Origin of the sequence: Evansella tamaricis (genome assembly GCF_019042215.1) — a bacterium.
GTDB lineage: Bacteria > Bacillota > Bacilli > Bacillales > Salisediminibacteriaceae > Evansella > Evansella tamaricis.
The window spans coordinates 1-21,146 of sequence record NZ_JAHQCS010000003.1 but is presented as its reverse complement, the minus strand read 5'-3'; the positions used below and the strand labels follow the sequence as shown (position 1 = coordinate 21,146).

Here is a 21,146-nt window from a genome sequence, read left to right as displayed (position 1 = left end):
GATTGCGACGGCTACGCTCATTGCTTAGGGACTGTAAAAGTGGAAAAGCACCACTTTTTCAGTTCCCTTGCGAGTAGGCGTTTGTGCTAGACAATGCCCGAAGGTGCAAAAACTTTCTTACCATTAAAAAAACACTTGCTCCAAAGAGCAAGTGTACTATTATTCTAATTTTCAACTTTTATAATTAATAGCAGCAAGTATTATCCTTTTTTGGAGCTTCGACCTCCGCGCTTAGATTCCGTGTTGCGCTTTAATGAAGCGAGTCGCTCTTCACTATCCTTTAGGAATCGGCTCATTTTATCCTCAAATGAGACTGCACGCTGTGGTCTATTCCCAGTATTATTATTGCGTGATCCCCTTTTCTGTGGACGTCTCTCGGACGGGGGGGCTTCCTTCGCTTTACGAATAGATAAACCAATTTTCCCATCACTTTCCACATTAAGAACTTTAACTTCTACTTCATCGCCAACCTTTAAAAACTCATTAATATCTTTAACATAATTATCAGCTACTTCACTGATATGAACTAAGCCGGTAGTGCCTCCAGGCAGTTCAACGAATGCTCCAAAATTAGTTATCCCAGTAACCTTTCCTTGTAACTTGCTGCCTACTTCAATGGACATGTAAAAAATGCTCCTCCTTAAAAATCTAAAAAATTCATTTATATATATTATACAGAGATTAAAAGACTTGTGTCAATCTGAACTCTGGGAAGAGCGTGGAAGTTGGAATAATGTCTCACCCGGTTTCGTTAAAAAGAAGTCTCGCCGTGCGATTTCAGCAATATACTCAGGGTCTTGAAGCAGATCAATCTCTTCTGCTAAATTCCTTTCTTGTTCTTGCAAATATAATAACTCATTTTCCAAATCAGACTTTTTGCCATTTAATTCTGCCAAAATGGCATTCTGATTAAACATGGTTACACCTGCAAATGTTAGAATCATGATGAAAACAAAGCCGAAAACGGTTAATCTGCGAATCAAACCCTTTCTGCGCCTTACCTTGTGCTCTTGAAGAAGAACTTGCCGATTCATATAGTCCGATGAAAGTTTTCTCACATTACTCCGATGCCCTTTCTCCATTAGAGCTCACCTCTTCTCATCACGTTTTAACCAGTCGGATATTTCTTTTATCTTTCGTTTTACCTTTTGTCCGAAACTCTTTCCCTTTTGATAGGAGGAATAAAACGGAATGCCAAAGGCTTGGACATATTTATTCCAAAGCCAAACAAAAGGAGAAAAGAAGACTCGAAGGATAAAATATATAATTCTCCAAATAGTAGTTACTATTATCATACTTAAGGTTAAGATTACTTTCAATAACCATTTTATTGGATTAAAAACCAGGACTTTTATCGTTCTGACGACAATGAATGTTAATCGGGTGATAAAATGTATAACACCTTCTAACATTTTTTGATATATCCCTTCAAAAAGGGATCTGTAAATGGAATAACCCAATACTAATGCAATTAACAAATAAAATCGCACTTCTCCATGATTGACCTGAAGAAGCACGTAGAAGAAAAGGAGTGCCTGTAATACCCAAAAAAGAATATCATTGACTATTAACGACCATCGGAAACGCTTAGGGCTCCTTAGAAATCTGCGGTAAGTATCAAAAGACGCCCCAAGCACTATTCCTGTTCCAGCACTAGCTAGCATAGAAAGAAACTGGATATCTAATGTCACTTGAACAACTTCCCAAACAAGCCTTTAGACTTGTCATTATGATGTTGATCCAAATAAACAAGGTCATCAATTCTACCTTGTATTGAAACATTTCCCTGATCCACATCCAAATTCTTCATTTGCAAGTGCTGTCCCCTAATCGATAAGAAACCCATCACTGTTTCTAATAGAAATTCTTCATTATCAAAACTCTCCACTTGTTTTACTCCTGTTATTTCCAATACTTTTCTTCCACGCATTGTTATCTGGTGATCTTGCGGCTTTCGCCCTTGTCCACCCATTGTATAGTCATAGGAATGTTCCATACTACCCCTCCTCAAACGCTTTGCTTAATATCTATGTTTGAGGTATAAAAAATAGAACAAGCCTGTAAGAAATTAGATATCATCAAATAAAATTAAATATTATCTGTTATTCTTTCTTCTTTTACTATGGAATAAAAAGTAGCGGCATCTTCTTTCCTAGCCGTTTCCTCTAATCGATCTACCCGGACGACAAGGTGCTTTTGTCCAAGTCGAATGGCCACCTCATCTCCAATTTTTACATTTGCCCCTGCCTTGGCAGTTTGTCCATTAATTTGAATTCGACCTTGTTCTGCCACTTCTTTCGCTATTGTCCTTCGCTTAATGATTCTTGAAACTTTTAAAAATTTATCTATACGCATTTTTAAGTCTCCCTTCTTTCTCTTCTCTCATACAACTTTGCTTCATCCCATAGATGATCCAAAACCTCTAAGGATTGCTCTTCAAGATTTTTCCCCTGTTGTGCCAAAGTTTTTTCAATGTATTGAAATCTTCTAATGAATTTATCATTTGTTTGTCTCAACGCTTCTTCTGGATCAATCTGATGGAAACGGGCTAAATTAACAAACGCAAATAAGATATCTCCTAATTCATTCGCCGCAGAATTCTGGTTTCCTGCTCTTATCTCATGTAGCCATTCTGCAATCTCTTCCTGTAATTTCATCCACATGGGGGCTTCTTCTCCCCAATCAAACCCTACTTTTGCAGCTTTTTTCTGAATTTTTAACGCCCTTAATAAACTGGGTAAATGTTTAGGTATTCCTGACAGAATGGAAGGGGAAACATTCCCTTGAACTGCCCCTTTCTCCTGTTTTTTTATTTCCTCCCATTGTTTTATTACCTCATCAGAATTATTTGCGTCAGAATCCCCAAATACATGGGGGTGTCGGCGAACCATTTTTTCTGTTAAGTGCCTTATGATATCTTCCACTTGAAAATAGCCTTCATCTTCCCCGATTTGCCCATGTAACATTACTTGCAAAAGGACATCTCCTAGCTCTTCCGCAAGGTGGTCTTCATTTCCCTCATCTATTGCATCTAACACTTCATAGGCTTCTTCTAATAAATAACTTTTTAAAGATTCATGGGTTTGTTTTTTATCCCAAGGACAGCCATTTGGTCCCCTTAAAGTTGCAATTACTTCACGAAGCTTGTGAAATTCATGAAAGAGAAGTTCTTCTTCCTGTACAGGTGGAACATAAATAGCAGTTAGGTTGCTAATATTTGTAACCCTATCCAATTCAAATAAAGGTATCATTTGAAGAGATTCCCCTTTACTTCCTGCAGCCGTTACCACGGTTACTTCATAGTCATCCGGCAGTTTTTCCATCAACGTTAATTTCACCTCTGAAGCGATCATGCTATCATAAACTTGTGCAATGATTACATGTTTACGGATATCTATCTCATCCCTTCTGAGATTCGTACCATCTAACAGTTGAAACCCGTCGATGGGATCCACCTTTAGTGCCGTAAACATTGGATCTAAAAAACTCGAACCACCAAGAATATTCAATTCTATATCTCCATTTTTCTCTAGTTGTATCAATTTCTGAATAGTCGATTCCGCAACAAGGGGATGCCCAGGAACTGCGTATAAAATTGGGCCCTTTTTAGATTCTGTGAGGAGATGGTTTACTATTTCTTCATACACACGGGAAAAGTGGTCATGTGATTCATATATACTGTCAAAACTTTGAACCTCCATCCCTTCATCCATTAATTGTTTCATAACCGGATGATCCAGCGTACGTACAAAAATGGTTTCAGCATCTTTTAATTCCCGATATAATCCCAAAGGAAGTTGATTTAAATCTCCACCGCCAAGTCCTAAAATAGAAATTGGATAAGGCATTCTCTATCACTCCATTCACTAATCATTTTTTTTGTAAGGTAGAATTTTAGAAATCTTAGGTAGTGCCTCCCATTCCCCTTTCTCAAATAACCTTATATTCCAAATAACAAGTATAAAAAAGGCTCCCCCAATCATTACTCCGGAAAGTGTAAACAAACTATGAAGAGTACGGGACATTATAAAATAATTATCACTACTAAATATTAAAATGAAATAAACGAATGTAATAAGGGCATACATTCCAAAGGCCGCGAAACACCATTTTACATAAAAACGTCTTCCCATACCTATTATAAGCTTCCTTTTTCGAAGTACCATCATAGACATAAACGAAAGAAAAAAGAAACTGGAGGTAGAAGCAACCGCTGCTCCTTCTATGCTGAAAGTGGGAACTAATAAAATATTTAAGATGATTTTTACCAGTAATCCTGCCACCAAGATAAGAAAGGAAATACCTGCCTTCCCTAATGCATGGAGTAAGGCTGCAATAGTCATAAATAGGGCGGAAAATAAGACAGAACTTGCAAGTAGTTGAAGGGAAAATGTCCCCTCCCCGTTTGCAAATAACATTGAATTCAAATGCGGCATGATTGCAATTAGTCCCACCGATGCCGCACCTCCGAAAACAAAGCAAATTTTAACTGATTGGGAAATCAGGTTTTTTAATTCTCCATCGTTTTTAGATGCTAGTGCCTTCGTGACAAACGGAAGCGATGCATAAGAAAAAACAGTGGTAACAACTGCTCCTAATTGGACAATTGGCCAAGCACGGTCATAAATACCTTTCAGTTCAGCAGCGCTATGACTATCCATTCCATTTGTTTCTAACAACCGGTACACCGAAAACGCATCTACTAATTGATAAAGAACTAAAGCCATAGCACTAATGGAAACAAAAAAACCAGATATAAATAAAGTTCTAACATCAACTTTCCAATTTTCAGGAAACGAAAACCTTTTCTTTAGGCCTATGTATTTTAGAGTAGAAAAATCTTTTTTTATAAAAAGAGATAGGGCGAGTACACCACCAATTCCTCCAATAAGAGCACCTGCACCGGCAGAAACACCAGCAAGGTACGGTTGATTTCCCTTCATTGCCCATGATGCTATTAGCAATATAGCGATTACCCGGAGGACTTGTTCAACGACTTGGGAAACCGCAGTAGGAACCATCTTCGTCTTACCTTGATAATATCCTCTCCCTATCGCTAATACTGGAAGAACAAAGAATGGAAGTCCCATCCACCTTACCGCAAGTGTAAGGTGGACATCTCCCATCAATTGAGCTATGTATTCCGCGAAAACAATGATGCCAATTCCAATAGATCCATTCAAAAGATATGTAAAAATAAATAATATCCCTAATCGGTTTATATAAGAGGAGAGGTCTTTGTCCCTGTCCGACCACTCTGACACCATTTTAGCTATTACTAAAGGAAATCCATAGGAACCAAGAACGAGAGCGACACCGTATATTGGATAAACTTGTTGATAGACATAGTATCCAATATCCCCTGTCATATTTTGATACGGTACTTTATATAAGGCACTTAATAGCTTTACTATTATTGCAGCAAACGATAAGTATATGGCCCCTTTTAACCAGTTAGTTTTTTCATTCGTACTATCCACCTAAGTTCTCTCCCACATTTGAATACATTAAGTGATGTTATTATAGCATAGGAATCTCCAGAAAGTGGAATCGTACTGAGCAATGTCAAGTGGGATTGGTATTATCCAGAACAAATAAAAGGAGGACACATCACATGTGCCCTCTAAAAATAATACTACTAAAGATTCAGTTGGCTATTTATCTTACCTCTATTGTTCCATTTGACGTGCTAAGAAACCTGCTGCTGTTTCAGCCAATTTCTTTTCAACATCACCCATACCATCAGAGTCCTTTGCGATAAGTGTGACTGCACCAATAGGATCTCCGTTTGCAATGATCGGTGCAATACAATAGCCATTCACTTGCTCTGTTGCATCTCCTACTATTTGATACTCGCCTCCTTGAGATTCCAGCAATGTTTTACGTTCATTCATTGCTGTCTCCACAAGTTCACCAATTGCTTTATTATGATATTCTTTTTTTGATCCTCCAGCAACCGCAATATATGTATCACGGTCTGCAATTAATACAGCATGATTTAAACTGTCGTAAAGAGCTTCTGCATACTCCTTTGCAAAATCCCCCAGTTCTGATATCGGAGAGTATTTCTTTAAAATGACTTCTCCATCTCGATCCACAAATATTTCTAATGGATCTCCCTCGCGAATACGTAACGTGCGGCGAATTTCTTTTGGAATTACCACACGACCTAAATCATCAATACGTCTAACAATTCCAGTTGCTTTCATACTTACGCTGCCTCACTTTCCTTGTTGTAATCACGTTGATGCTTGATGCCTATATGCAAGTATTATATAGCTGAATCTTGTCTTTATTATCCAACGAAAGATGATAACTATTCACCATTTGATGAAGAAAATTGAAAGCGTCTTAAAATGACAAGTAATTTTTTATCTTGAAACCCTTGTCAGTTCCTTCCTCCAGTAAGATTTCTTGACTGGAAGTTTTTTGTTTAGATTGGTTTTTTCAACTACTAAAGAAAAGTGAAAGAGCCTATGAACACGAGCGTAGGGCAGTGCAGGAATGACAACAGAAGTCCGCTCTTTGACTTCAGTTGTCACTTCCGAAGTGCCCCGTAGCGAGTAGGCGATGGAGCTAGACAATAAGAAAACTTATACTTTTTAATCTCTCAAAAAAAGGGTGTTGAAAAGAATTCCAACAACCTTTCTTGTTATGCTTATTTTCCGCTGACCATTTTTTCATTTTGAACGTCATCTAGTTTGGTTAACACTTGTTCAATAATAGTAAGATACTTCTTATCCTCTAAGTTTTTTCGTTTTAAATGAATGGTTATCTGATTACCGTTCGCTGATAAATTAAGTTTGTCGGAGATTTTGTTAATCAGAGTAAATAATTTTGATCCATCTATGGCTAATGATGATTCTTCACTCAATGTCATTTTACAGACATTATTTTTTTCGACGATGGATATTACTCCTTCCTGTTTTGCATATTGTTTAATTTTGGATACTAAAAACAGATAGGCAACTTCTTCTGGATAATCTCCGAAACGATCGATCATTTCATTTTGTAAATCAAGTATATCCCTTTGAGAATCGATGCTTTTGAAGCGTTTGTACATATCAATTTTTTGTTTCGAGTCTGGTATATACTGTTCTGGTATATACGCATCCACTTGGATATCCAACTCAAGTTCTGGAGCTGCTGCCTCTTTCTTTTCCTCTGTAGAGCGACCATCTTTTCGTTCATCAATAGCCTCTTTAAGCATTTGAGAATACAGATCAAAGCCAACAGATGCAATAAATCCGTGTTGTTCTGCCCCTAATAAGTTACCGGCTCCACGGATTGAAAGATCACGCATGGCAATTTTAAAACCTGATCCTAGTTCTGTGAATTCCTTTATGGACTGTAATCTCTTTTCTGCCACTTCCGATAAGATCTTATCTCTTTGATGTGTAAAATAGGCATAGGCCACTCGGTTTGATCGACCTACACGTCCACGTAGTTGATAAAGCTGTGACAGACCCATTTTATCTGCATCATTTATAATCAACGTGTTTACATTAGGTATATCTACACCTGTTTCAATGATAGTTGTGGTAACCAAAACATCAGTAGTTCCCTCTAAGAAATCAAGCATCACATTTTCCAGTTCAGATTCAGTCATTTTTCCATGGGCAAAACTAACGTTTGCATCTGGAACGAGCATGGAAATCTTATCAGCCATTGTTTCAATGTCCTCCACCCGATTATAGAGGAAAAAGATTTGGCCACCACGGGCCATTTCCCGTTCAATCGCTTCCCTAACCAACGCTTCGTTGTACTCCACCACATACGTCTGTACTGGAAAACGATTCTCAGGTGGGGTCTCAATGACGGATAAATCACGAACTCCTAACATGGACATATGTAATGTCCTTGGAATCGGAGTTGCCGTTAACGTTAATACATCAACATTAGCTTTAAGGGTTTTTATCTTTTCTTTATGTGTTACTCCAAACCGTTGCTCCTCATCGACTATTAATAGTCCCAGATCTTTAAATTTAATATCTTTTGATAGGATACGATGGGTTCCAACGACAATATCTACTGTTCCACGATTCAAACCATCAATCGTTAGATTTTGTTCCTTTCTCGTTTTAAACCTGCTTAACAGTCCCGTGTTTACTGCAAAATCCTGAAATCTTTCACGAATAGTTTCATAATGCTGTTGTGCCAATATTGTTGTAGGCACTAGGAATGCTACTTGCTTTCCATCCATCACAGCTTTAAAAGCCGCTCGCAATGCCACTTCTGTTTTTCCATAACCAACATCTCCACAGAGAAGACGGTCCATTGGACGATCCATCTCCATATCAATTTTAATTTCCTCAATTGCCCGTATTTGATCTTCTGTTTCTTGATATGCAAAAGACGATTCAAATTCCCTTTGTTCTGTGCCATCTTTTGAAAATGCATGACCAACACTTGCTTCACGTTCTGCATATAGTTTTATAAGATCATCTGCAATATCCTGAACAGAGGATTTAACCTTTTTTGTAACTTTTTTCCACTCATTACCCCCAAGGGCATATAATTTAGGTTCCTTTTCATCCGATCCAACATATTTTTGGACTTGATCAATCTGTTCCACTGGCACATAAAGCTTGTCATTCCCCGCATAAGTAATATGCATATAATCTTTATGAATTCCGGCAACTTCTAACGTCTGAATTCCTAAATATTTCCCTATTCCATGGTTGATATGGACGACCCAATCTCCCACTTTTAATTCAGAATAGTTTTTTATTCTCTCCGCATTGGATAGTTTTTGCCTCCGTTTGGGCTTTCTACTTTTTTTAGTAAATACCTCTTCTTCCGTTATAATAATCATTCTTTGGATAGGCAGTTCAAAACCGGTCATTAATTGACCTGTTACTATTTGAGCCTGGCCACGCACTGGAGGTTTGTCATCTCCTACAATGGCAGAATCAATCTCGTAATCTGAAAGGACTTGCTTCATGCGTTCTGCTCTATCCTTGTCCCCACATACAAATGTTATGGAATAATTTGCATCTTTCCATCGGTCAACTTCACTTTTCAATAAATGAAGTTGACCATGGAAATTTTGCATGGACTTACTTTGAATATTAATGATATTTTTCGGATTGGTAGAAGGCACGTGTCTTAAAAACAAACTTAGGTAAAGTCTAGGTTGACTTGTTTCATTTAATATCTCATCCCACGATTTTGATAACTCCAATTTAGAGACGGTGGCACCTTGAGATAACATAGAGGTTAACCATTCTGCTTCTTCCTTTTCTAAGCTTTTTGCCATTTCCTGAACCCTACTTACTTCATCAATAAAAATAGTACTATTATTTGGCATATAGTCTAGTATTGTATAGCGCTTTTCATAGAAAAGGGAGATATATTTATACAATGAATCGAAAGCCGTTTTTTCTCTTAGCCAGGTAATTTCTTGGCCCACATGCTCTGCCATTTTTTCTCTTACATGATTATCATTGATCGTTTTTAAACTTACACCCAAAGCCTTTTCCAATTTATTTGCACCCTTTTCAAAGTGCTCATCTAATAGAAGAATTTCCCTTGCAGGTCCAATTTGAATATGTTCAACTTGTGATAACGACCGTTGAGTTTCTACATCAAAGAATCGAATGGAATCTATCTCTGTATCAAAAAGCTCAATCCTCAGTGGCTTCTCTTCTGTCAAAGGGTAGATATCAATAATTCCCCCACGGACACTAAATTCACCTGGTGCAGATACCATATCTACTCTATTGAAACCCATAAAAACAAATTGTTTTAGTGTCTCCTCTAAGTTAATATCTTTTTCTAACTCAAAACTTAGCTGACTATTGTCCCATAATTCAACAGGTGTGAGAATGCGACGCACTCCTGCCATCGGAGAAATAATAATGGCATCTTTTTTGGCAACCAATCGATTCAGAGCTTCAATTCTTTGTCCTCTCATTTCCGGACTAGCAACGGCTATTTCTGATGCAATCAATTCATTAACAGGATATAGATAAACATTATCTTCTCCCACTAAAAAAACAAGGTCATCATATATCTTTTGGGCTTGAAATAAATTATGGGTGATTACTAATTGTGAGCGCTTTGTTTTTTTAAAAATAGATGCAAGTAAAAGTGACCTAGCAGAACCAGCTAAGCCTGAAATCATTTGCTCTGATAAGTTTGCTTCTATTCCTTCAACGATGCTTGTCACATCATCCCCTTGAATTATTGAATCCATTAAACCTTTCACGGCGCTCTCCCCTCTTAGAAAATAATCTATTAAAATTTTTATTGTTTTCTAACTACCTTGTCTACGCAGAAAAACGCTTTGGTACAATGCACCAAAGCTTGTCGAATAGCGTCTATTGAAGAAAGGATTCATACGCATGGTAATCTGGGTTCCTTCGAAGCGTATTTTCACATTCTTCGCAAATGACTTTAACTTGTAGATGGCCTTCGGAATCATACTCAATCATGTCCTTTCGTTCTTCCTCGGATAACTGATTGAATCCCAATTGCTGATCATCCGCTTCATAGCTGCTTAAATTTCCGACGTTTTTGCGACAGTGTCTACAAAAATAATGAATTGCCATAATGGTCCTCCCATTCATACTATGCATTCCAACTGTTAAATAGTATGAACAGGTCTTTAATACTCTATTCATTATTGTAACACTAATTATATTGGTTCATTACATTTATAAAAGATGTTTTTGTCCAGCTATCTATAGCATCTAACGACCTCTCAACGGCTTCATCAATAGATATCTGTTCTTCTTTCATAAATCGTCCAAGTACATAATCAGGTACAGCCTGACCTTTAGGTGGCCTGCCAATACCAACTCTGATTCGTTTAAATTCATCCGTTCCTAACTGGCTAATAATTGATTTAATTCCATTATGTCCACCGTGCCCCCCTTTTTCCCGCAATCGGATTGAACCTGGAGGAAGGTCTAAATCATCGTATATAACTAATAGTTCTTCTTTCTCAATTTTAAAATAATTCATCAATGGAACGATAGATTCACCAGATAAATTCATGTATGTAAGGGGTTTTAAAAGAAATAATTTATTATTCCCAATTTTTTTAAAACCGTATATACCTTTAAACTTAGATTGATCTAAATCAATTCCGAACTTTTCTACCGTTCGGTCAATGACTTCAAAGCCAATATTGTGACGTGTTCCATCATACTTTATTCCTGGATTACCTAATCCTACAATGAGTTTCAAATCTAAATCCTCCCTTTCAACAGGGCTAGTCCGCTTAAATAAGTTTCTAAAAATAGTTCTCAACTCCTTGTCACAGCTCGCTTTTAGCTAAGACATGCTTTAATTAGTATACTGTTAGACCGTTTAAAAGAGGTATAACCTAAGTGGCTATACCTCTATTATATATTATTCTTCGTTGTCGCCTGCTTCTCCTTCTTTTTCGCCAACAAGTTCAGGCTCTTTTCCTTCTGGTTCATCTCCAACTTCTGGCTCGTCCGGTTGCTCAGTCGGCGGCAGTACTGAAACAATGGTTTCTTCCGGATCGTTATTAATTTCATATTTTGCCCCTGTAGCCAAATCTTTTACTTGAAGAGTGTCATTTACATCTAATTTAGTTACATCTACTTCAAGTGATTCCGGTATTTCTCCTGGGAGAGCTTTTACAGAAACTTCATACAAAATTTGTTGAAGAACTCCTCCTTCTTTCACTCCAGTTGATTCCCCGATAATTTGAATTGGTACATCAGCATCCAGTTCACTTTTCATATCTATAGCACAGAAGTCCACATGGACGATTTCATTTTTTAGTGGGTTCCGCTGCATTTCATAAATCATAACATCTGTCTTTTTCCCATCCAAATCTAATTTAAAAACACCGGTTTTTCCCTGTTCTCTTACAGTCTTTATAAATTCGACTTCCTCGACAGATATTGGTTCATTCCCAAAAACCTTTCCGTATACGACTCCCGGAATCTTCCCTTCACTTCGAATCTTATTAATTTTAGATTTTCGTAAATCCTCTCTTTTATTAGCACGTAAAACTGCAACCATTTCTATACACCTCATCCTTTTTTTCATTCCTTATAATGGTTTTCCCCAAAAAGAAGAATTTGAAACGTGTATTTTGAACATGCAGTTTAAAAAAACTAAAAAATAGGCGTTAGTATATCTAAATTAAAAGCTATATGGCTAAATTTAATTAAATAATTCACTGACTGACCGCTGTTCGTGAACATGGATTATAGCTTTTCCTAGCAACGGACCAACAGATAACTGAGTGATTTTATCTATTTTCTTTTCCTCACTTAAAGGAATAGAGTTTGTAACAACAAGTTCTTTTATTTTCGAATGTTGAATGCGTTCTATGGCCGGACCTGATAATACCGGATGTGTACAGCACGCATATACTTCTTTTGCACCGTTTTCCACCATTGCATTTGCAGCAAGTGTAACGGTCCCAGCAGTATCGATAATATCATCGATAATAATAGCTGTCTTCCCTTCAATGTTCCCTACAATATTCATTACTTCTGAAACATTAGGCTTCGGTCTTCGCTTATCGATTATGGCAATTGGGGCTTTGAGACGATCCGCCATTTTCCTCGCCCGGACTACTCCACCATGGTCGGGGGACACAATTACAATATCCTGCAGATTTTTTTCCTGAAAGTAATCTGCCAAAATGGGAACTCCAACAAGCTGGTCTACTGGTATATCAAAAAATCCTTGAATTTGTGTTGCATGCAGATCTAGTGTGATTACCCTAGTTGCACCCGCAGTCTCAAGGAGGTTTGCAACTAACTTAGCAGTAATAGGTTCCCTTGAACGTGCTTTGCGGTCCTGTCTTGCGTATCCATAATAGGGTATAACGACATTAATAGTATTTGCAGAGGCACGCTTTAATGCATCAATCATGATTAATAGCTCCATGATATGTTCGTTAGCAGGCTGACAAGTGGACTGAATCACATAGATGTCACATCCCCTGATGCTTTCTTCTATATTTATTTGAACTTCTCCATCACTAAATCTGTCAACGGATGTTTTACCCATTTCCAAACCAATATGATCGGTAATTTCATGTGCTAAATCCTTATTTGAATTTAACGTAAAGACCTTTAAATTATCATCTTTATAATGAACCATTGGTAAATATACCTCCATCTTTTAAACTGTTGACTGAAAGATCAAACAGTTATAACATACTTCTTGAAAAAACTGGATTTACTTCTCTTTATTCAAATAGCCCTCTTTATTTGTCTGCCTCGTCCGGGCAATTGCTAAAGAATCACCTGGAACATTATCTGTAATTGTTGAACCGGCAGCAACATATGCACCCTTCCCGATCGTAACAGGTGCAATTAAATTAGAATTGCATCCAATAAACGCTCCACTTTCAACAGTAGTTAAGTATTTGTTTTTTCCATCATAATTAACAGTAATAGATCCACATCCAACATTAACGTCATCACCAATTATTGCATCACCAAGGTAGCTTAAATGAGATGCCTTACTTCCCTCTCCCATTACCGTTTTTTTCAATTCTACAAAGTTTCCTACACGGACTCTGTTACCTAACTGCGTTTTAGGACGAAGATGTGAAAAAGGTCCAATGGAAACATGATCACCGATTTCGCTGTCGTGAACAACAGACTGTTTAATGGTTGTATCGTCCCCTACTTTACTATTTTCAATCTCAGAATGTGGACCAACAACACAACGCTCCCCTAAAACAGACCCTTTAATGACACAACCAGGATGTATGACACTGTCCCTTCCGATAGATGTATCAAGAGTGATATACGTATTCTCTGGGTCTACTAAAGTTACACCATCTCTCATAAGTTGTTCATTTATTCTCATTTTCATTACACTTTCTGCCATGCTTAGGGCAACTCGATCATTGACTCCAATTGTTTCTGAAAAATCAGGTGTTTGATAGGCAGCAATTACTTCACCCTGTCCCTTGAGTATTTCAATGACATCTGGAAGATAATACTCCCCTTGAACATTATCGTTCCCTACACGTTTTAAAGCTTGAAAAAGTGATTTATTATCAAAACAGTAAGTTCCTGTATTGATTTCCTTCACTTCACGTTCCATATCTGTTGCATCTTTATGTTCCACTATTTTTTCAACATTTCCTTCATTACTTCGAATGATACGGCCATAACCAGTGGGATCGTCAGAGATTGCAGTTAAAACAGTGGCTTTTGCCTGCACTCCTTCGTGTTCTTCAATGAGTGCATTGATTGTATCTTTTGTTAAAAGGGGGGTATCACCACACAAAACGACCGTAGTACCTTCTTCCTCGCTTAGAATGGACTCTGCTTGAATAACCGCATGACCTGTTCCTAACTGGTTTTCTTGTAACACGTACGAAACCTCTTGCCCCAGTTGATCCTTTACCATCTCTGCACCATGACCAACCACAGTAATCGTTTTTTCCACATGACATCCCTTTAGTTGATCAACTACATGCTGAACCATTGGTTTTCCACAAACAGGATGTAATACTTTATATAAATCAGACTTCATTCGTGTACCTTTGCCAGCAGCTAATATGACTGCGAATCGTTTATTCATATATTACCCTCCAAGGCTTATTTTCCATTACGAATATATCCTATATTTAAACTCTTTTCAAGATTAGACCAGTCTAAAATAAAATACTTTTTGTGGAATAGTAATAATATTTGAAAGTAGGGTTGTAGATGAATTTATTTCGGAGTGTTGGGGTTTTACATAAGAAAAGCGCAAGCGATAATGAACACGAGCGTAAGGCAGTGCCTCTTCCTCTAATAGCATTATTGCTCTGAAGTATGTCCGTTCATCGGGCAGAACGCCACGTCCTGTGGCAACTCGAAGCATATTCGAAGGGCAGCATCGCTCGCGTGCTGCCACTGTAGTAAACGCTCGTCGCTGGTGCTAGACAACTTGAGCTAAAGTACAAAATCTTATACATTCTTACCTTTTTAGAAAAACTTTGCTTTTCGCCTAGTGCTAATGGTTAAAGGCTTAGTTTATCATATACTTTAATCCTTATGTGAAGCTAAAAATTCTTAAAGTACAAAAATAAACCTAGCCGACTTCAAAAAAGGCTAGGTTCGATTTAAGATTAGGATGCACCAGCTTCTTCAAATTCCACTTCATCACCAGCACGTTCATATTCAGCCAAAACTGCCGACTGAATTTTTTCACGGGTTTTTGATGAAATCGGATGTGCAATATCCCTGAATTCTCCGTCCGGAGTACGCTTGCTAGGCATAGCCACGAACATGCCATTGTTGCCGTCGATTACTCTTATGTCGTGAACGACAAATTCATCATCGATGGTAATAGATGCGATTGCAAGCATACGACCCTCCGTATTTACACGGCGAAGTCTCACATCTGTTACTTCCATATCTGCCACCACCTTTACCCAAATAAATAAAATCTATTACAACCATTCTACATAGGATTATATAATCCTTCTTTTTTTGAGAAAAAAAGCATAAAAGATTGTTTAAATTCTAATATGTCATCTGATTGTCAATATGTGACAATCAACACGGTGCAATGGAGTGGCAACTAAATTTGATAAACGTCATCAAATAGATTTCCACGTTCAACTTTAATCTCTCTACTTTTGACATTCATTTCTGTTAACTTGGTTAAAGAAACATATTCGTTCACTAGTTTTTCTTCTTCATGAATAGATTCGGTCAAAACTCCCACCCCGGCAACATTGGATTGAAATTCTTGAACAAGGTCCATCATTCCCCGGATAGTACCTCCCGCTTTCATGAAATCATCAATGATGAGAACATTGGAATTTGGCTTCAAGCTTCTCCGGGCCAAGGACATCGTCTGAATCCGTTTTTTTGATCCTGATACATAATTTATGCTGACAATAGAGCCTTCCGTAATCCGGTGCTCATGTCTAACTATACTTACTGGTACATTCAAATGTGCTGCTACTGCATAAGCTAAAGGTATGCCTTTTGTTGCCATTGTCATCACAGCATCCACCTTGGCACTGCGAAACCTGGAAGCAAATATTCTGCCTAGATCTTGTGTAAGCAAAGGGTCACCAATAACATCCATCATATAAATGTAACCCCCAGGGAGTAAACGTTCTGGATCCTCTAATCTTTCACATAATTGATCTATTAAATTTCCTGTTGCATAAATGTCTACCCTTGGGATGAAGGTAACACCTCCAGAAGCTCCCGCTGCCGTTTCTAATGTCCCTACATTTCTTACTTCAAAAACTTCTTTAATAATTGCCAAGTCTTCACTAATGGAAGATTTTGCTGATTTATATGCTTCTGAAAAATAAGTTAATGGAATTTGTTGATGGGGGTGAGACAAGAAATAATTTGTCATATCAACTAAACGACCACTTCTTCGATATTTCATCTTTAACCTCCACGCTAAAATCCGAATATTTTAACTGTAATATATCACTTATGTACGGTTTTAACAAGAAGATTTCAATTTTCACTTCCTAAAAGGCGCACAACATACACTTGTTCCATAAACCCTTTTAAGCCATTGTACAATCTGTAGGCTCTAGATTCGTTTTGAGTTAAAGAAAACACTGTTGGCCCACTTCCACTCATTACCGTTCCGTCTGCACCAAACTGTATCATTCGATTCTTAATCATATGAACGTCTGGGTATAGCTGGAAAGTTACATCCTCCATAACGTTTTGTAGACTATTACAAATTGCCGGAAAATTTTGGTCTTGAATTGCTCTTATCATTCCTGGAGTATCAGGATGGTTTAGTTTATCAATTTTAATACGTTCATAAACATCCTTTGTTGAAACTCCACGGGGAGGTTTTACTAGAATAACCCAACATGGTGGTGGAGCCGGTAAAAATTCCAAATTTTCTCCTCTGCCGGTTGCTATTGCAGTACCGCCATGAACACAAAAAGGAACATCGGATCCTATTTGTAACCCGATTTCCGCTAACTCTTCCACCGATAAATGTAGGTTCCACATTTGATTTAACCCTCGTAAAACGGCTGCAGCATCTGTGCTTCCTCCTGCCAAGCCTGCAGATACGGGGATCTGCTTATCGATAAATATGGAAACACCTTTTTTTATACCAAGACGATCTTTTAGTAACTTGGCAGCCTGGTACGCTAGATTTTTATCATTACAGGGGACATATCCCTTAGTCACATCTACAATAATCCGATCTTCTTCTAATGAATTTAATTGGATTCGATCTGCAAGATCAATTGTAGTCATTATCATTTCCACATCATGATAACCATCTTTTCTTTTTCTTAATACGTCTAATGTTAAATTAATCTTTGCTGGAGCTTTTACATTTATCTGCATTATCTTCACCTGCTTCTTTAATACGCAAAATCTACTCCCGTTATTTTACCATTTGTTGTCATACGATACTAGATATCTTTAATATGAACTTGTTACAACTTGATAAACCCTATATAAATAAAAACTTTTCCTTAACATAATAAAATGCTGAGGTAAAAATTCCCCTCAGCACCTTGTCGCATTATTGTTTGTTGCTGGATAACTGTTGCTCAGCTAGTTCTATGGCACGTTTTACCATGTTCCCAGCATCCCGCGCCCTTATGCCACCCCAACCTTCCCGTTGGACAGTGTCATAGAATCCAAGTTCTTTTGCCAGTTCTTCCTTAAAACGATCTGACATTACTCCTCGTCTTCTGGCCATCGGCAACATCTCCTTCCATTTCATGCGACATGATATAGTATGTCCTTTATCATTTATTATACAAATAAAAAATGTTGGTGTAAGTCGAGGCCACTGAAAGTCAGGGAAGTTTTTCGTTTCGTAGTTTTCATTTAATTTATTTTTTATGTACATAAAGAAACGATTACCCAAAAAAACTCATTTCAGAGTTAATCATTTTTTGAGTAATCGCTCCAAATATAATATATTATACCTTTTCCACAGCTTCCATCTGAACCAAACTGTCTTCGTCTAAAGTGAGTTTTACTGTCTCCGTTAAAATGTCTGTATAGCTATACGAAATACGTTCCACTGCATATTCATCCTGGTCAAGCTTAATGGTAAAAACAGAAGGATACGTTCCTTCCAATAAACCACTACGCTCAATCATTTTCCGTCTACCGCCATTTGCTTGAATCGTAATCCTTTTACCTACATTTTCATCTAGAGACTTTTTAATCTCGATTAATGTTTTAGCCATCCACTACACCTCACTTGTCCTAATTATAACACAAATAGTAATTCACGTCAAACAAAACTAAAATTATAACAATGGTTCACCCTCTGTGTCAATTAATTTTTCCTGTTTTTTAAACATTTTTTAGGTTGCACTAAAATCAGAAAATTATGTAGCTATTTTTTGTATCGATTCCTTATGATCTGCTAATTTTTGATCTTTTTTGACAAATAACAATAGAAGCAACCGAATATTTTTTCGATTGCTCCATTGCATTTATTCTTCTTCAATATATTGAGGCATGCCTCTCCTTAATGCTCCATTTGTTTCGACTCCACCTAACCCTTGTTTCCCTGTTAATGAGGTTTTTAAAATATCCCAAATTCCAACCCGCTCCATAAAAGGTGTTAGACTCACTTTAGAAACCACATATACTGGATCTAGTGCGTGGATATTTATACGATCTGGTGAGCTGGCAAAATTAGCCCCAGCTTTTAGTATCGATTGAAAGTTGGATTGACACGCTCCTGCAAAGATAACAAGGTGATCCATATACGGTATTACTTTTCTGGCCTCTTTTACAGTATCAACAAAGTGACCTGAGTTTCGGTAAGCTTTTAAATCCTTTTCATCGCCCTTGGATTTAGAATAAGAATCATGCCCTGTTACGACTAATATATCCGGTCGAATCATCTCAATTAAAGATGCCACTTGTAATGGCATTTCTTTTTCTTGAAGATGAACACCATAAACCGGTACTCCAAGACGGTCATATACTTGGGTGCATTTTTTTAAATAAACTGGATCACCATCAAGATGAAGGACTTTTCCCGGAACTTCGAAATAGCTGTTCTTTTTTGTATATCCTGACGTAACTTCATATTCACTTCGTTCCCTTATCAGCTTTCGGTCTTGACGGAATAACTGATAGCAGTTTTCTTCTTTTTGTTTTTGTTTTATTTGTATTTTTTTTCTATCTTGTTCTTTAATAATTACTAGATCATTAATTGGAGCATCTGCGACAAGCCGCATGTCCTCACCGCATAATTCTGCTACATCCCCTTCTACATTTTTCACACGAAAAATAATGTCACAATTGTATGAAGCCCTTCCAACAATTTGACCCACTTTAATCCTAGTCATGACAGACGCCTCCTCACACGATAAATTATGCAAAAAGGCCTTTACTTGCTACACAATACCTTTCTTTAGAAGGAGATTACTTAGTATTGCGAATTCCTCCATAGAAAGGGACTCTCCTCTACGCTTGGGGTCCACTTCCCCCTCCATTAAACATGATTCCATATCTTTCTTTGTAAAACTATTTACAAAATGGCTTGAAAGGTTATTTAGTATCGTCTTCCTCCGTTGTGTAAATGATGCCCTAACAACCTCAAAAAAGAAATCTTCATCCATAATATCCACAGGTGGCACTTCTCTCAATGTTAGTTTAAGTATAGCCGAGTCTACATTTGGTTGAGGAACGAAGACCGTCTTCGGAACAATAAAGGCAGTTTCAGCCTTAGCATAGTATTGTGCTGCGATAGACAGCGATCCGTAATCTTTAGTCCCCGGTTTAGCAGCAATCCGTTCAGCTACCTCTTTCTGTATCATGACAACTATTGTTCGAATAGAAAGTTTCTCTTCCAACAATTTCATAAGGATGGGTGTGGTTACGTAGTATGGAAGATTTGCAACAACTGCAAGATCTTGTCCTTTATCAAATTCTGCTTCAATAACTTCCTTTACATTGGATTTAAGAACGTCCTGATGAATGATGTTCACATGTTCATACGGTGATAATGTTTCCTTCAAGATGGGTAAAAGTCTTTGGTCGATTTCAAATGCAACAACCTTTTTTGCCCTCCTGGCAATTTGCTCTGTTAAAGCACCTATCCCGGGACCTATTTCTAAAACTCCAGTATTATCTGTAAGTTCTGCTGTATCCACTATTCGGCGGAGGATATTCGTATCAATGAGAAAATTTTGCCCTAGGCTTTTCTTAAATGAAAAACCGTACTTATCCAAAATTTGTTTCGTTCTTTTCGGTGTAGCGATGTCTTTTTCATTCATCATTTTCTAACTCCCTACTTATCTGGTGTAAAGCATTCTCAAACTCCGATTTAGTAATTTGGAATTGAATTAATCGTTTCCACAACTGTTTACCATTTGTGTATCCTATTTTTAAAATATCCCCTAGTTTTTCCCTTTTCTCTTTCGCCCCTGTACCAGCAATTAATCCCGCTGAGTATAAATCATCCTTTGTAATCTCTGATGGGAATTCCTCCATTATTGACACCTTCACATTATGTAATGCTTTTAAAATCTCTTCTTTTGATGCGTGCTCCACACCTACTTTCTTTTTACGTATATCAATAGCTGCAGATTTCGGAAGAAATGCATGTTTACAACCTGGTACAGCATCTTCAATTTTTTTTCTTATTTTCTCCCCAGGATAATCAGGATCCGTAAAAATAATTACCCCTCTTCTCTCTTTCGCTAGTCTCACTTGTGAAATCACTTCCTCATGTACTGCTGAGCCATTTGTTTCGATTGTATCGCACGGAATAATTGCTTTTAATACATTTGTATCACTTTTTCCTTCTACAACAATGATCTCCTTGATTGGATTCATTATATTATCCTTCCTCACCGTAATTTTTTTATCATTTTTGTAAAAATCATGAAACATTTTTAATCTTAGTACGTCTAATATATTGAGTAATTAATTTTAGTTTAACTGTCACATAACCATCATATTATCATATTATAAGAAAAGCGTAAGCGCCTAAGATCACTTACAAAGTGCCCCGCAGCGAGTAGGCGGTGGAGCTAGACAATAAGAAAAGCGCAAGCGCCTATGGTCACGAGCGTAGGGCAGTGCAGGAATGACAACTAGAAGTCCGCTCTTTGACTTCGGTTGGCACTTCCGAAGTGCCCCGCAGCGATTAAGAAGCAACTGAAAAAGTTTAAAACCACTTTTTCAGTTCCTTTTATTTGTATGGCAATGGCTGCGCTC

At 37.5% G+C, this 21,146-nt stretch carries 22 protein-coding genes; all 22 read right to left on the bottom strand.

Annotated features, from left to right (window positions below; all coding sequences use genetic code 11):
* Positions 1 to 200: 200 nt before the first annotated feature.
* Positions 201 to 623, bottom strand: a complete 423-nt coding sequence (locus KS419_RS00150; RefSeq protein WP_217064071.1) for a S1 domain-containing RNA-binding protein — start codon at positions 621 to 623, stop codon at positions 201 to 203.
* 72 nt (positions 624 to 695) lie between these two features.
* Positions 696 to 1,082 (bottom strand): FtsB family cell division protein, encoded by a 387-nt coding sequence (locus KS419_RS00145; protein WP_217064070.1) that lies wholly within the window; start codon positions 1,080 to 1,082, stop codon positions 696 to 698.
* A gap of 6 nt (positions 1,083 to 1,088) precedes the next feature.
* On the bottom strand, positions 1,089 to 1,691 hold the full coding sequence (gene yabQ / locus KS419_RS00140) for a spore cortex biosynthesis protein YabQ (protein WP_217064069.1): 603 nt from the start codon (positions 1,689 to 1,691) through the stop codon (positions 1,089 to 1,091).
* Positions 1,688 to 1,996 (bottom strand): sporulation protein YabP, encoded by a 309-nt coding sequence (gene yabP / locus KS419_RS00135; protein ID WP_217064068.1) that lies wholly within the window; start codon positions 1,994 to 1,996, stop codon positions 1,688 to 1,690. Before yabP ends, yabQ begins: the two co-directional genes overlap by 4 nt.
* A 92-nt stretch (positions 1,997 to 2,088) precedes the next feature.
* Entirely contained in the window at positions 2,089 to 2,355 is a 267-nt protein-coding gene (locus KS419_RS00130; protein ID WP_217064067.1) for an RNA-binding S4 domain-containing protein, read from the bottom strand.
* Positions 2,356 to 2,357: 2 nt separating this feature from the next.
* Entirely contained in the window at positions 2,358 to 3,848 is a 1,491-nt protein-coding gene (gene yabN, locus KS419_RS00125) for a bifunctional methyltransferase/pyrophosphohydrolase YabN (RefSeq protein ID WP_217064066.1), read from the bottom strand.
* Between the two features lie 18 nt (positions 3,849 to 3,866).
* The gene (locus tag KS419_RS00120; protein ID WP_217064065.1) at positions 3,867 to 5,480 is read right to left on the bottom strand and encodes a putative polysaccharide biosynthesis protein; all 1,614 of its coding nucleotides are present in this window, start codon (positions 5,478 to 5,480) and stop codon (positions 3,867 to 3,869) included.
* Positions 5,481 to 5,669: 189 nt separating this feature from the next.
* Positions 5,670 to 6,209 carry a stage V sporulation protein T gene (gene spoVT, locus KS419_RS00115; RefSeq protein ID WP_217064064.1) on the bottom strand — a complete coding sequence of 180 codons (540 nt, stop codon included), beginning with the start codon at positions 6,207 to 6,209 and terminating at the stop codon, positions 5,670 to 5,672.
* Positions 6,210 to 6,658: 449 nt separating this feature from the next.
* Positions 6,659 to 10,210, bottom strand: a complete 3,552-nt coding sequence (mfd, locus tag KS419_RS00110; protein WP_217064063.1) for a transcription-repair coupling factor — start codon at positions 10,208 to 10,210, stop codon at positions 6,659 to 6,661.
* A gap of 112 nt (positions 10,211 to 10,322) precedes the next feature.
* Positions 10,323 to 10,553: an anti-sigma-F factor Fin gene (fin, locus tag KS419_RS00105; RefSeq protein WP_217064062.1), complete on the bottom strand. Its 231-nt coding sequence runs from the start codon at positions 10,551 to 10,553 to the stop codon at positions 10,323 to 10,325.
* Between the two features lie 82 nt (positions 10,554 to 10,635).
* Entirely contained in the window at positions 10,636 to 11,193 is a 558-nt protein-coding gene (gene pth, locus KS419_RS00100; protein ID WP_217064061.1) for an aminoacyl-tRNA hydrolase, read from the bottom strand.
* Positions 11,194 to 11,358: 165 nt separating this feature from the next.
* Positions 11,359 to 12,003: a 50S ribosomal protein L25/general stress protein Ctc gene (locus tag KS419_RS00095; protein WP_217064060.1), complete on the bottom strand. Its 645-nt coding sequence runs from the start codon at positions 12,001 to 12,003 to the stop codon at positions 11,359 to 11,361.
* A gap of 144 nt (positions 12,004 to 12,147) precedes the next feature.
* Entirely contained in the window at positions 12,148 to 13,098 is a 951-nt protein-coding gene (locus KS419_RS00090) for a ribose-phosphate diphosphokinase (protein WP_217064059.1), read from the bottom strand.
* A 78-nt stretch (positions 13,099 to 13,176) separates the two neighbouring features.
* Positions 13,177 to 14,538 carry a bifunctional UDP-N-acetylglucosamine diphosphorylase/glucosamine-1-phosphate N-acetyltransferase GlmU gene (gene glmU / locus KS419_RS00085; protein WP_217064058.1) on the bottom strand — a complete coding sequence of 454 codons (1,362 nt, stop codon included), beginning with the start codon at positions 14,536 to 14,538 and terminating at the stop codon, positions 13,177 to 13,179.
* A 532-nt stretch (positions 14,539 to 15,070) separates the two neighbouring features.
* On the bottom strand, positions 15,071 to 15,358 hold the full coding sequence (gene spoVG / locus KS419_RS00080; protein WP_013486683.1) for a septation regulator SpoVG: 288 nt from the start codon (positions 15,356 to 15,358) through the stop codon (positions 15,071 to 15,073).
* 167 nt (positions 15,359 to 15,525) lie between these two features.
* On the bottom strand, positions 15,526 to 16,356 hold the full coding sequence (purR, locus tag KS419_RS00075) for a pur operon repressor (RefSeq protein WP_217064057.1): 831 nt from the start codon (positions 16,354 to 16,356) through the stop codon (positions 15,526 to 15,528).
* Positions 16,357 to 16,430: 74 nt separating this feature from the next.
* Positions 16,431 to 17,300 (bottom strand): 4-(cytidine 5'-diphospho)-2-C-methyl-D-erythritol kinase, encoded by an 870-nt coding sequence (ispE, locus tag KS419_RS00070; protein WP_343215002.1) that lies wholly within the window; start codon positions 17,298 to 17,300, stop codon positions 16,431 to 16,433.
* A gap of 172 nt (positions 17,301 to 17,472) precedes the next feature.
* On the bottom strand, positions 17,473 to 17,652 hold the full coding sequence (locus KS419_RS00065; RefSeq protein ID WP_217064055.1) for a small, acid-soluble spore protein, alpha/beta type: 180 nt from the start codon (positions 17,650 to 17,652) through the stop codon (positions 17,473 to 17,475).
* Between the two features lie 226 nt (positions 17,653 to 17,878).
* Positions 17,879 to 18,151 carry a Veg family protein gene (locus tag KS419_RS00060; RefSeq protein WP_217064054.1) on the bottom strand — a complete coding sequence of 91 codons (273 nt, stop codon included), beginning with the start codon at positions 18,149 to 18,151 and terminating at the stop codon, positions 17,879 to 17,881.
* Positions 18,152 to 18,403: 252 nt separating this feature from the next.
* Positions 18,404 to 19,270, bottom strand: coding sequence for a sporulation peptidase YabG (yabG, locus tag KS419_RS00055; RefSeq protein ID WP_217064053.1), 867 nt, complete (start codon positions 19,268 to 19,270; stop codon positions 18,404 to 18,406).
* Between the two features lie 48 nt (positions 19,271 to 19,318).
* Entirely contained in the window at positions 19,319 to 20,203 is an 885-nt protein-coding gene (gene rsmA, locus KS419_RS00050; RefSeq protein ID WP_380086260.1) for a 16S rRNA (adenine(1518)-N(6)/adenine(1519)-N(6))-dimethyltransferase RsmA, read from the bottom strand.
* Positions 20,193 to 20,762, bottom strand: a complete 570-nt coding sequence (gene rnmV, locus KS419_RS00045) for a ribonuclease M5 (protein WP_217064051.1) — start codon at positions 20,760 to 20,762, stop codon at positions 20,193 to 20,195. The genes rsmA and rnmV overlap by 11 nt, the downstream gene beginning before the upstream one ends.
* Between the last annotated feature and the right edge of the window lie 384 nt (positions 20,763 to 21,146).

What these genes read in the sequence shown, in the direction of transcription:
- KS419_RS00150 (WP_217064071.1), bottom strand. Translation starts at nt 623, where the DNA reads ATGTCCATTGAAGTAGGCAGCAAGTTACAAGGAAAGGTTACTGGGATA.
- KS419_RS00145 (WP_217064070.1), bottom strand. Translation starts at nt 1,082, where the DNA reads ATGGAGAAAGGGCATCGGAGTAATGTGAGAAAACTTTCATCGGACTAT.
- yabP (WP_217064068.1), bottom strand. Translation starts at nt 1,996, where the DNA reads ATGGAACATTCCTATGACTATACAATGGGTGGACAAGGGCGAAAGCCG.
- KS419_RS00130 (WP_217064067.1), bottom strand. Translation starts at nt 2,355, where the DNA reads ATGCGTATAGATAAATTTTTAAAAGTTTCAAGAATCATTAAGCGAAGG.
- yabN (WP_217064066.1), bottom strand. Translation starts at nt 3,848, where the DNA reads ATGCCTTATCCAATTTCTATTTTAGGACTTGGCGGTGGAGATTTAAAT.
- spoVT (WP_217064064.1), bottom strand. Translation starts at nt 6,209, where the DNA reads ATGAAAGCAACTGGAATTGTTAGACGTATTGATGATTTAGGTCGTGTG.
- fin (WP_217064062.1), bottom strand. Translation starts at nt 10,553, where the DNA reads ATGGCAATTCATTATTTTTGTAGACACTGTCGCAAAAACGTCGGAAAT.
- KS419_RS00095 (WP_217064060.1), bottom strand. Translation starts at nt 12,003, where the DNA reads ATGGTTGCAGTTTTACGTGCTAATAAAAGAGAGGATTTACGAAAATCT.
- KS419_RS00090 (WP_217064059.1), bottom strand. Translation starts at nt 13,098, where the DNA reads ATGGTTCATTATAAAGATGATAATTTAAAGGTCTTTACGTTAAATTCA.
- glmU (WP_217064058.1), bottom strand. Translation starts at nt 14,538, where the DNA reads ATGAATAAACGATTCGCAGTCATATTAGCTGCTGGCAAAGGTACACGA.
- spoVG (WP_013486683.1), bottom strand. Translation starts at nt 15,358, where the DNA reads ATGGAAGTAACAGATGTGAGACTTCGCCGTGTAAATACGGAGGGTCGT.
- purR (WP_217064057.1), bottom strand. Translation starts at nt 16,356, where the DNA reads ATGAAATATCGAAGAAGTGGTCGTTTAGTTGATATGACAAATTATTTC.
- KS419_RS00065 (WP_217064055.1), bottom strand. Translation starts at nt 17,652, where the DNA reads ATGGCCAGAAGACGAGGAGTAATGTCAGATCGTTTTAAGGAAGAACTG.
- KS419_RS00060 (WP_217064054.1), bottom strand. Translation starts at nt 18,151, where the DNA reads ATGGCTAAAACATTAATCGAGATTAAAAAGTCTCTAGATGAAAATGTA.
- yabG (WP_217064053.1), bottom strand. Translation starts at nt 19,270, where the DNA reads ATGACTAGGATTAAAGTGGGTCAAATTGTTGGAAGGGCTTCATACAAT.
- rsmA (WP_380086260.1), bottom strand. Translation starts at nt 20,203, where the DNA reads ATGATGAATGAAAAAGACATCGCTACACCGAAAAGAACGAAACAAATT.
- rnmV (WP_217064051.1), bottom strand. Translation starts at nt 20,762, where the DNA reads ATGAATCCAATCAAGGAGATCATTGTTGTAGAAGGAAAAAGTGATACA.